Below are 10706 nucleotides of genomic sequence, written 5' to 3' on the forward strand. Positions count from 1 at the left end.
ATTCTCACCAAACCAAATTTTAGAAACCCTTTATACGTTAAGGTATTAAACCAATAAAAAAAGACAAATAGAACTTTATATGAATTATATTTAAAGTCTCGAACGCCATTTTTCTAATGCTAAATCAACTAATGAGTCTAGAGATTTATAACAATTAAAAACTTCTGTTCTTAGCTCTTCTCCTGTTGTTTCTTCCCATAGTTTTTTATAATGCTTAAATAGCTCCATATCTTCACAGGTGAGAGGTTTTGGGTTTTTGGGATATTTCATAATTATACGAACTACTTCAATATATTTTTTCCCCATATTTTTGCTTATCGGTAACGAAAAGTAGTATCTAGGATTACCAATAGTATATCTACGATTACCAACAGTAAAATGAAAATGACTTCCTCCTTTTTCAATTGCTTCTATTAATTTTTGCATACTCCTTTTGTGCCGATTAATTTCTGTTCCTACTCCACTGGATACATAACCCTCAATCAAAGCTTTATCTTGCCAATCTGTCCAAATTCTAGCTCTGCCAATTCTCGAACTTTCACCACCCTTATATGGTATCCAGAGAAATATTATTAATTCACCTTTATCCAGGAAAAATTCAGCACAAAATTTACTACTTTTACCACTACCAATTCCATACTTAATACTCCCAGCAGAAGAAAATTCCTGCATCCTACTGTCAAAACCAAGAATTTTTTTTCTAATCCTAAATACCTCCTCCTGCTGTTGAACATCCAAATTATTTACAACTTTCAAAAGTGCTGTGGGTGGGGTAGGTAAATCTAAATCATTTTCTAGTTCCTGATAGGGAATAATTGCCTTTGAAATCTCCCCATTATCAAGATCTTTCAAACAAAAATAAAAGTTATCCTCATCTTGAATAACAGAAAACTCCAAAAACTGAAAATCAAGAGTGTGATATTTTCTATCTGTAAAATTATCCCGATGAAAACTAGGAGTAATTGCCACTAATCTCACAGGTTGCTGATAATCAACTTTGTCACTAAAAGGTTTCTCATCTAACAAAGCATCATAATAACGAGTCAACTGTTGAACAATTCCCCTATCCTCAACATTTTTTAACTCCAATACCACTAATTTTTTCTGACTATCAATAGCCAAAATATCGCACCTTTGACTATTAACAATATATTGTCTATCTAAGACTTTCAAATCTAGTAAAATTTCTAAGTTTTCACAAAGAAAATCTTCTAAAATTTCTTCACTGGCAAATTCCCACCCCAAACCACTCTTGATTAAAGCTCCGTTACTGAACATATATAATTGAATCTAAATTTTTGATACAGTTTTAAGCTTGTTTAATTGACAGCTTTGATCACATTCTCGATTCTGCCATTAATTTCGGCCAAATTATCAGGAAAAATCCCATCCAAGTCAATATTGGAATAGAGATAATAAGTGTTAACCAAACAATTTTAAACACTAACCAACTACCACCAATAATAGTTATTCCTGTCAACAATATTGACCAAGGTTGACACCACCAAGGTTTGTAATTCCAGGGGTTAAACTTTTCTTGTTCAATTGAATTTTTCATAAATAAATATAAGAATAAAAAATTAGGAACACGAAAGATGAAATAAACTTGCCGAAAATAACAAGGATATTTTTTTTAATCTTTTTCTTTTGGGTTTAATACCCCACTATCTACACGGTGCTGACAATTGGTTGGGGTTTAGTCCCCACTCACTTCTTCCTTCTTCCTTCTTCCTTCTTCCTTTAATAGTTATTCCTGTCAACAATATTGACCAAGGTTGACACCACCAAAGTTTGCAATTCCAGGGGTTAAACTTTTCTTGTTCAATTGAATTTTTCATAAATAAATATAAGAATAAAAAATTAGGAACACGAAAGATGAAATAAACTTGCCGAAAATAACAAGGATAATTTTTTGGGTGCATCTCAATGCAAGAATAAAGCCAAAAATTTATCGCTTTTAGGGAACAGGGAACAGGGAACAGGGAACAGGGAATATATAGGAGAAAAGTATTTTTGCTTGCTATGAGATGCACCCAATTTTTTTAATCTTTTTCTTTTGGGTTTAATACCCCACTATCTACACGGTGCTGACAATTGCTTGGGATTTAGTCCCCGCTCACTTCTTCCTTCTTCCTTCTTCCTTCTTCCTTCCTAAGGGGTTTAGTCCACGCTCACTTCTTCCTTCTTCCTTCTTCCTTCTTCCTTCCTAAGGGGTTTAGTCCCCGCTCACTTCTTCCTTCTTCCTTCTTTCTTCCTCAATAGTAATGAATCAAATTTAATATTAATTAGAATTTAAACGTTTGGTAATTTGTTTAATTATGCCACTGAGAATTGCACCTCCCATCAAAATTCCGATAGCTGGAGTAAATACTGGTTCCCATAATCTATGCCAAAGATCTAGACCTAAAGCAACTCCAGAATAACGACCAATTACAGCGATCGCGAACCAAGCAAAAGCAATTATTACTAGAAATACATCTGCCACTAAAAATGTATCTAACCAATTGAGTAATTTTTCTTTCATTGTTAGTAATTTTTCATTAATATTTTAAGTTATTATACTATAACTATAGCAATATGATTTGAGTTGTAAGATATTGGAAACTTTTAGGGAACACTTAACTGGGAACAGGGAACAGAGAAGAAGAAAAAAACATATCATGTGAATATAATAATTGCTATATTCTATACTTTTAAGGAATATCTCAATTCTCATAACTGATTCCTGATTGCTATAGGTAAACAATATTTTCTATATATTTATACTCAGCTATATTTTCTGTTCTCTATTTAAAGTTGTAATACCAAATTGAAAAAAGAATGTTACAAATAAACTGGCTAGTAAATAACTAATAATCCACCTAAAACCTAGCACCTAGTACCTAAAACCTACTACCTACCACCTACCACCTAACACCTAGAAAATTATTTGTAGCAAACATTTATCAAATTGGTATTATACCAATTCCCAAAAATAATGCTATACTTCACAATGGAACTTCAGTTATTAAGTAATAATAATGATTCAGTAATTTTTGTAAGGATTATCGGCATTAATCCAAAATATCTTATGCTTTTAAACCCTACTCCCAAGGAAATGTAGCAAAACTTTTGAGAAATTGTAGAATACAAATTCTACTAAGTATGAAAAAAGAGAATAAAGCTACTGTCTAAACCGAATTTAGTATAATTGTTAATTATTCTGATGTACGGAAAACAGCCGACGTGCTTCGCATAACTATCATTAATATCATGTTCGGATAATCAGTTATAAAAAAACTTTATCCCTTTTAACCCTTTCTTCCCTTCTGCCTCCCCCTCCTGGGAGGGGTTAGGGGTGGGTTGCCTTCTGCCTTCGGACCTCCAAAGTGTAAGTATTCAACCGAACATGATATAACGCCCCTACTCCTGTAAGAACATTGTATGCAACCTCCTTTCATTAATTGATAATTGATAATGGATAATTGATAATTACCTCTGGTTAAAACCGCTCTTGATTGAATATAAGGAAATATTATTTCTTTTTTCCCTTAAAAGGGGAGGCTTTAAACCAGAATTATTTAATTATTAATAATTAATAATTAGGGTTTGCTGATTAAATATAAAAGTCTTTACAGATAAAGGTAAGTGCCTTTTTAAGTATCAAAAAGTGCGAAGCTTTAGGTGGTAATGGTTCAAAAAAGAGCGGATTTTGCTCAAGAGTTGGGCATAAAAATCTAGGGACGATTCTTACTACTATCTCCTCTATAATTCCCATTTCTCCTGTCTCCTGTCTCCTGTCTCCTGTCTCCTACCCTCACCCATAAGACTTTTTCAGCAAGCCCTAATTAATAATTCGGTAAGGGCGATTAGAAATTAACTCATAGTTAAACAACCTTTTTATGTTTCCTCTACCTCTATAGGGAGAAAAATAGTTACAGTGGTTTGTTGTAAAGGAATACTTTGGATTGTTAATTTGCCATGATGTAATTCCGTAATTTGTTTAGCAATACTGAGACCTAAACCCGATCCTTGTTGCTCATATATTTTACGATTAAATTGTTGATAAGCTCCGATATTAGAAATTTCATTAGCACTCATCCCTTTGCCAAAATCTATAAAATCAACAATAAAAACATCACCCTCTAACCTACCTATTACCTTAACTTTTGTGCCAAAAGAAGAAAATTTAAAAGCATTGTCTAACAATTCATCTACAATTTTTCTAAAGTTAGACTCAGAAATACTTAAATTAGTATCTTCTGATGTTATATCTAAGTCTTTTAAACGATTAAAATTTCTTGCTTTTTCTATAGCAACCTCTCTAATTATTGATTTAGGATTACAAAGAAAACCTGTTGTAAATAATTTTAATCTATCTTGATCGCGTGATAATAGTTCTAAATCTGCATATAGTAAAAAATTCTGGATTAGTCTATATAAACGGTGGGCAGAAATGTGAATATTTTCTACCATTTCTAACATTTCATCGCTTTCTAACTCTTTAAACTCTTGAATAATAAAATTGGAAGAACCAATAATTCCATTAAGTGGAGTGCGTAGCTCATGAGGTAGAGATAAAGTTATGCTACTTCTTAATTCATTTAGTTGTTCTTGAGTTTTTCTTTCAATAGTTCCTTGTTTTTCTAATCTAGTATTAATTGCATTCATTAATTCGGCGTTGGTAAAAGGCTTTGTCAAGTAATCGTCAGCTCCTAATCCCATTCCTTTTCTTAAATCAGCTCTTTCGACTTTTGCAGTTAAAAAAATAAAGGGAATTGCTTCTGTTAATAAATTTTTCCGTAATATTTTTAAGACTGTATAACCATCAATTTCTGGCATCATTACATCACAAATAATTAGATCTGGAACATTTTCTAGAGCTTTTTCTACTCCTATTTTACCATTTTCTGCTTTTATCGCTGTAAAACATTCTGCTTCTAGAACATCTGTAATGATATCTAAAATACCCTGTTCATCTTCAATCACTAGAATTTTTTTCATCTATATTTTCCTTTGTTAAATTCAACGGTAATATAACAGTAAATGTAGTTCCCACGCCAACTTCACTTTCGACAAAAATTTGACCCCTGTGTAAATCTACAAAATTTTTAACAATAGTAAGTCCTAACCCTGTACCAGAAATATTAATAGCATTTTGAGCGCGGTAGAAAGACTCAAATAAATATTTTTGTTCTGCTGCTGGAATGCCCATACCTTCATCTTGAACTTGAAAAATTGCATAGTTATTTAAGTAAGAAAGTTTAAGTAAAATATGACCACCTTGGGGTGAATATTTGACGGCATTCCAAAGTAAATTGAATAGAATATATCGTAACAATTTTTCATCTATTAAAACAAATTCAAATATTTGTTCCCTAGATTCATTTTCTGATTCTGGAGGAGCATTGTAGACAGAATCATCTTGCTCATTTAAATCCGGCTGAATTATTTTTAAAATACTTAGATTTACCCCATCTTTGTCAGAAATTTTTGTTATTAATTGCTTGGCTTCTTGAAGTACAAAATCAAGGGAATATTGACTACCAAGAGTGAGTTTAATATCTTCTATGAGACCTCGACAGAAATTTTCTAAATTTAATGGTGCGGGGTTAAAATCAACATTACCTGATTCTTTCTTGCCTATAACTAACATATCATTAAGTAACCCTGTCATGTGTTGAGCTTTATCTTGTATACGACGCAGATAAGTCAGTTTTTTTTCTTCATCCCATTTATGACTATAGTATTCTAATGCTTCTGCCGAAGCTAATATAGTAGTTAAAGGAGTACGAAATACATGAGATGTCATAGAAATAAATTGAGATTTAAGTTGACTTAATTCTTTTTCTATTTCTTGTGCTTTCTTTATTTCAGTTTCTGCCCACTTGCGCTCTGTAATATCTTCAAGATCGCCTTCATAAGCAATCAAATTACCTTTTGGGTCACGCACTGATCTTGCATTCTCAGAAACCCAAATGACGCTCCCATCGGCACGATAAGCTTGATATTCAAACTTGAATACACTTCCATCCCTGCTAATTAAATCAATAAATTCATCTCTACAGTTAGGGTTAACATAGATTTGTTTGCCTATATCAGTAACTTTTGCCGTCATCTCCTCTGGCGAGTCATAACCAAATATCTCAGCTAAAGCAGGATTACCATAAAGGTAGTGCCCATCTGGTGTAGACTGAAAAATACCTTCAACTGAATTATCAAAAATTATACGATATTTAACTTCAGTAGAATGTAGTTTTTGATATGTTGTTTCTAATTGTAATTTAGTATTAAACTCTGTTTTTTGCAAAGATTCATATAAATATACAGAAATGTCACAAATTAAACATACCCAGAAAATGCCAAGACACATCTTCATAAAATTCCCATCTAAGGGTGCTACATCAAAACCGAGAATCTGATTGACACCAAAGTAATAACCTAATACAGTTGCCTGAGATATTAGGTGTAAAAACCATCTAACAGGAATTAAAGTAGCCTGAGAAAAGAAAGTCAACATCCAGGCAAAAAACTCAGGATTAACATTCCCTGTAACTGTATCTGAAATTTGCTCAATCATAGTCACAGACCAAGAAAAGCAGAGAAATATTAGACCAAGATGACGATCGCCCCAGGAACTTCGTAGTATCAATATACAACCAAGTAAGGTTAAATGCACTAAAATTCTGGCAATTTCCCACTCTTCTAAACTAGGGTATTTACCTAGCATGAAGAAAATTAAACTTAGTATACTTTTACTCAAGAAGAATAAAAAAGCTAGCCACAATGCTAAATTTAGTCGAGCAATCAAAAAACGATTTTGCCACTGTGGATATGAAATATCTGTTAAGTCTGTGGAATTTTCAGCAGTAGGGTTAGCACTATCCAAATAGCTGAGTATTTTCTCAATAAAGGATAGTCTCTGTAGTTTTTTCAGCCATCCATTTAGCATAGCTAGTCAGATTGAAACATTATAATTTAAGCCGTGGGCTTTATACATCAGAATACTGTAATAGTAGGTTTAATGTCAGATAACTACAATTTTTTTTCACTTATCATTAACAATAATTTAGGATAACAAAAATTATTAATTATTTACAGCCACTTCAATCTAAAATGGTATGATTATTTTTACTGTATATTGGTCATATTTATACCTCAATTATTAGTCAAATTATGGTTAGTTATACCTTGCCTCAAAATCCAGATACGATTATAACTGTTAGGGGGAAAGAGTCACCCAGGGCCCGTCAGAAAGCTATGGATAAGCTTGTGGAGATGATGGACTCTGGTGAAATACTAACAGAATTAGAAAATGGATTTAGTCCGGAACAATTTATTGAGGTCAAAGAATCAAAGGAATCAAAGGAAATTGCCTCTGAGGAAGAAGAAGCTGTTGCCCAAGCAGTACAAATACTTAGCGATTTGGCAGCGCTGAAGATTAAGGTTGTAGAATCGAGAGAGGAAGCACTAAAGATTCGTTCTGCAATTGAGGTACTATTCACAGATGAAGCTGTCAGTGTTGAAGAAATTGCTAATCTTAAAGATAGTTTTAAGGTGTTGAAAACTTTTGCTGTAGCTAATTTACGCTATAGAGAAGCAAGAGAGAAAGCAGAAGAAGCTCGCATTATCTTAGACCAAGCACTAAAATCTGCCGAATCATAAATCAAGCAATTTCCTAAACCAGGTAACTAGATTTTCTCGTATCTAATAGACTTGGATGGGCTATTAACTATAGCACGCGAAAGGGTTGGTTAGGACATATATTGATACATATATTAGACCTGCTTTATAAAACTGATACAAAGCGTCACATTATTTGACAAATTGATAGCCTAGCTCCGACCTAGGAGGCTGTTTATTTCCTGCTTCTACTGAGGCCGTCGGCGGTTGCTTATCCACAGGTATCAACGCTCAAGCCGACCGCATTCCTTAAATTAATACTTGCATTTAAGTCTCTATATAGGGTTTGCTGATTAAATTTCAAATAATTACCAGATAAAGGTTTTAGCATTTTTAGGTATTGAAAAAGTACATGGTTTTCAGCTCTTCATGGTCAAAAAGGAGCGCATTAAAGAGCGCATAGTTGGGCAAAAAAATTCTCTCCTACTCCCCTACTCCCCTACTCCCCTTTTCCCCTCCTGGGAGGGGGAGGGGCGAGGGGTGGGTTGGGAGGGGGAGGGGCGAGGGGTGGGTCCCCTACTCCTTAAAAAGACTTTTTCAGCAAGCCCTATATATAGATGCGCCACAGTTAGGACAATCATAAGTTCTCAGGTTTAATGGCATATCTTGAACGTAACCACAGCTAGAACAAGTTTTCGTAGAAGGATAGAACCTATCAACAACTATATTCTCTATTTATGCATATCTACCACAACATCTAGATATAAGTAATTAAAGCTATTATTACCTACATCAGTAATATTACTGATAGTAATGAATTGCTGATGTAATTATAGTTTCTTGTAACCAATTGATAAAATCCCTAGATTATCCCACAAGTAACACAGTATTATGAAATTTTAAATCAGAGAATATCGGATAGTGAGTATATACTCATTTGATTAGACATTTACTTTATATATGCTACTCATAAAAAAAGTATATTTTTCATCTATACCAATTTATAATTAAATTAATAATTATTTATAAAGGTTTAAACGTATCAATGCTTCATCAAAAATACTCAAGGGTGACTAACTTTTAGAACTAGAGTTTAGTGTTCTATACAACAAAATTGTGATTTGCATCATAATCAAAATTGAGAAATGTCACATGATTAAAAGATATGAGTCATTGAGGATCGCCTGATAATAATTGATACTAGGTATCGTGATTATCAAATAAAAGCAATTTAAATTTTTTTAATATATTACTGGAGAAAACTTTTAATCATGTCTACAAAACAAGCTCAGTTAATCAAATTTTTAAAGTGGGAGTTGTCCATCTCTGATTCAGCGATCGCCATTGCTTTACGACACCAGGAAGAAGACTCAAATCAATTACCGATGATACTTTGGCAATATGGTCTTGTCACATTGAAGCAGTTAGATCAAATATTTGACTGGTTACAGATGGCCCACATTTAATATACTATATTTTCTGAATTATCTAGGGCATAGATATCTTAACCCTGGTAATACAAGTGAAGTGATATTTAAGGAGGTATAAATTGGGTTTTAAACCAAGAAAAATTATAAAAACTAAATTGAATAAAAACTTTGAATTAAACAAGGGAGTATTTCAGCTAACTTTTTCAGCAAGATTACTCCCTTTTTTTTGTGGAATAATAAACAAAGAAAAATTATATAGCAGAAGGCAGAAGGAAGAAGGAAGAAGGAAGAAGGAAGAAGGAAGAAGGAAGAAGGAAGAAGGAAGAAGGAAGAAAGAAAAATCTTGCGTTGTATTAATTTTAGGCTTTTGATATGTTCGCGCCCTTTGCTTCAATTGCTATAAATCTTGATAAAAGAATGCTCTATAAACTGGATTTAGTATGATATTCTTAATATGCTTATCTGGCCATTAAAAAAAATTTGATTTTAACTAATTATCTTAACTTGGTATCATAAACATGATTTATATCATGTCCGGTTGAACAGTTATAAATAAACTATGAAGGAGTCAAGAGTCAGGAGTCAGGAGTCAGGAGGGAAGAAAGAAGAAGAAGGAGAAAGTTTTTTTATCACTAATTATCCGGACATGATATTAGATGACAAACACCGATTAAAAGAAAACTCGAAAATGACAAAAGAAACTATCGAAACAGTAGTCAATTCTTATTTTACAAATATGGCAGCGATGAATGCCGAAGCATGGGCAGAAAACTTTGCTGAAGACGGTGTTACCTATGACCCTGTAGGTGTGCGACTCGTTGGTCACTAAGCTAGGAAAACTAGATATAAATGGCCGTTCCAAGTCAACACATGAGGATAACCTCGACTTGTGAATAACTCTTATTACCTTGGTGGTGAAATTCCATCTGCCCTGTTGTTGGGTTGACAGCATAGGCCACACTGGTGAGACTGAACATCAAACTGATGAAGCTGGTCTAAAAGCGGGAAAATACCAGTTACCAGGAACGATACCGCGAGCAAAGGCTGACAAGTGGACGAATAGGAAGGTAATTAAACTCTCGTTAGGTCAAGCCATCCCAAAGGTAGCTATGGGGTGTAGGACGAAAGTCAGGGGGTCCATGGATAGTTTTATATCTGTTAAGCTATCAACAACCATACTTAACCCTCCGGGGGATTTTACCTCACTAAATCAGTCGCAATATAAGGAATAAGGGAACGAGGAAACCTCTCTAGGACACCTAAGAATATAGGTCGAGAACGAAGGTGCGCCATTCAAGGTCAATCTGCACAACGGTTGTAGGTCTTAGGGAGAGTAGGATTGGATAAGAAGCAGCAATGCAGACGTATCCACTGTTAGGCGTAATGTAAGGCAATAAATAGTAATGAATAAAGCTCAGACACTGAAAAGAAAGTTAGGGAATCCTAAGCCATTTTTAAGCGTAGCAAAGGATACAGACAATACACCCTCAAAGATTTCAATCAATCCGAACCTAAAATGGAAGGATATTAATTGGAAGAAGGTAGAGAAATCTGTATTCAAATTACAAAAATTGATTTACAGAGCATCCAGCCGTGGCGAACTCCGCAAGATGCACAGATACCAAAAACTTCTTTTAAAAAGTTATTACGCAAGGTTGCTAGCTGTTAGACGCG

At 33.8% G+C, this 10706-nt stretch carries 12 protein-coding genes; 5 read left to right on the top strand and 7 right to left on the bottom strand.

The window, feature by feature from the left end:
* Positions 1 to 90 precede the first annotated feature (90 nt).
* The 6 genes from F6K54_RS03380 to F6K54_RS03405 all read right to left on the bottom strand — a co-directional run bounded on the left by F6K54_RS03380 (position 91) and on the right by F6K54_RS03405 (position 6931).
* Entirely contained in the window at positions 91 to 1278 is a 1188-nt protein-coding gene (locus F6K54_RS03380) for an endonuclease NucS domain-containing protein (protein WP_293074446.1), read from the bottom strand.
* 58 nt (positions 1279 to 1336) lie between these two features.
* Positions 1337 to 1558, bottom strand: coding sequence for a DUF6737 family protein (locus F6K54_RS03385; RefSeq protein WP_293074448.1), 222 nt, complete (start codon positions 1556 to 1558; stop codon positions 1337 to 1339).
* A 106-nt stretch (positions 1559 to 1664) separates the two neighbouring features.
* On the bottom strand, positions 1665 to 1838 hold the full coding sequence (locus tag F6K54_RS03390) for a DUF6737 family protein (protein WP_293074450.1): 174 nt from the start codon (positions 1836 to 1838) through the stop codon (positions 1665 to 1667).
* Positions 1839 to 2281: 443 nt separating this feature from the next.
* Positions 2282 to 2524 (bottom strand): hypothetical protein, encoded by a 243-nt coding sequence (locus F6K54_RS03395; RefSeq protein WP_293061195.1) that lies wholly within the window; start codon positions 2522 to 2524, stop codon positions 2282 to 2284.
* A gap of 1355 nt (positions 2525 to 3879) precedes the next feature.
* Positions 3880 to 4983, bottom strand: a complete 1104-nt coding sequence (locus F6K54_RS03400) for a response regulator (RefSeq protein WP_293074453.1) — start codon at positions 4981 to 4983, stop codon at positions 3880 to 3882.
* Positions 4961 to 6931, bottom strand: coding sequence for a PAS domain-containing sensor histidine kinase (locus F6K54_RS03405; RefSeq protein WP_293074455.1), 1971 nt, complete (start codon positions 6929 to 6931; stop codon positions 4961 to 4963). The genes F6K54_RS03400 and F6K54_RS03405 overlap by 23 nt, the downstream gene beginning before the upstream one ends.
* 224 nt (positions 6932 to 7155) lie before the next feature.
* On the opposite strand from F6K54_RS03405, the gene F6K54_RS03410 reads away from it, so the two are divergent.
* On the top strand, positions 7156 to 7644 hold the full coding sequence (locus F6K54_RS03410; protein WP_293074458.1) for a hypothetical protein: 489 nt from the start codon (positions 7156 to 7158) through the stop codon (positions 7642 to 7644).
* Between the two features lie 555 nt (positions 7645 to 8199).
* On the opposite strand, the gene F6K54_RS03415 is transcribed toward F6K54_RS03410, so the two are convergent.
* Positions 8200 to 8337: a zinc ribbon domain-containing protein gene (locus F6K54_RS03415; protein ID WP_375341950.1), complete on the bottom strand. Its 138-nt coding sequence runs from the start codon at positions 8335 to 8337 to the stop codon at positions 8200 to 8202.
* A gap of 536 nt (positions 8338 to 8873) precedes the next feature.
* Between F6K54_RS03415 and F6K54_RS03420 the strand changes: the two genes are divergently transcribed.
* The 4 genes from F6K54_RS03420 to F6K54_RS03435 all read left to right on the top strand — a co-directional run.
* Positions 8874 to 9068, top strand: coding sequence for a DUF2949 domain-containing protein (locus F6K54_RS03420; RefSeq protein ID WP_202221574.1), 195 nt, complete (start codon positions 8874 to 8876; stop codon positions 9066 to 9068).
* A gap of 119 nt (positions 9069 to 9187) precedes the next feature.
* Complete coding sequence (locus F6K54_RS03425) at positions 9188 to 9403, top strand: hypothetical protein (RefSeq protein WP_293074464.1); 216 nt, start codon at positions 9188 to 9190, stop codon at positions 9401 to 9403.
* 188 nt (positions 9404 to 9591) lie between these two features.
* Positions 9592 to 9861 (top strand): hypothetical protein, encoded by a 270-nt coding sequence (locus F6K54_RS03430; RefSeq protein ID WP_293074467.1) that lies wholly within the window; start codon positions 9592 to 9594, stop codon positions 9859 to 9861.
* 574 nt (positions 9862 to 10435) lie between these two features.
* A partial coding sequence (locus tag F6K54_RS03435) for a reverse transcriptase N-terminal domain-containing protein (protein WP_293074470.1) occupies positions 10436 to 10706 on the top strand: 271 nt, incomplete at its 3' end.

It is taken from the genome of Okeania sp. SIO3B5, assembly GCF_010692555.1.
Classification (GTDB): domain Bacteria; phylum Cyanobacteriota; class Cyanobacteriia; order Cyanobacteriales; family Microcoleaceae; genus Okeania.

Coding starts and splice junctions, on each gene's coding strand:
- F6K54_RS03380 (WP_293074446.1), bottom strand. CDS start 1,278: ATGTTCAGTAACGGAGCTTTAATCAAGAGTGGTTTGGGGTGGGAATTT.
- F6K54_RS03385 (WP_293074448.1), bottom strand. CDS start 1,558: ATGAAAAATTCAATTGAACAAGAAAAGTTTAACCCCTGGAATTACAAA.
- F6K54_RS03390 (WP_293074450.1), bottom strand. CDS start 1,838: ATGAAAAATTCAATTGAACAAGAAAAGTTTAACCCCTGGAATTGCAAA.
- F6K54_RS03395 (WP_293061195.1), bottom strand. CDS start 2,524: ATGAAAGAAAAATTACTCAATTGGTTAGATACATTTTTAGTGGCAGAT.
- F6K54_RS03400 (WP_293074453.1), bottom strand. CDS start 4,983: ATGAAAAAAATTCTAGTGATTGAAGATGAACAGGGTATTTTAGATATC.
- F6K54_RS03405 (WP_293074455.1), bottom strand. CDS start 6,931: ATGCTAAATGGATGGCTGAAAAAACTACAGAGACTATCCTTTATTGAG.
- F6K54_RS03410 (WP_293074458.1), top strand. CDS start 7,156: ATGGTTAGTTATACCTTGCCTCAAAATCCAGATACGATTATAACTGTT.
- F6K54_RS03420 (WP_202221574.1), top strand. CDS start 8,874: ATGTCTACAAAACAAGCTCAGTTAATCAAATTTTTAAAGTGGGAGTTG.
- F6K54_RS03430 (WP_293074467.1), top strand. CDS start 9,592: ATGAAGGAGTCAAGAGTCAGGAGTCAGGAGTCAGGAGGGAAGAAAGAA.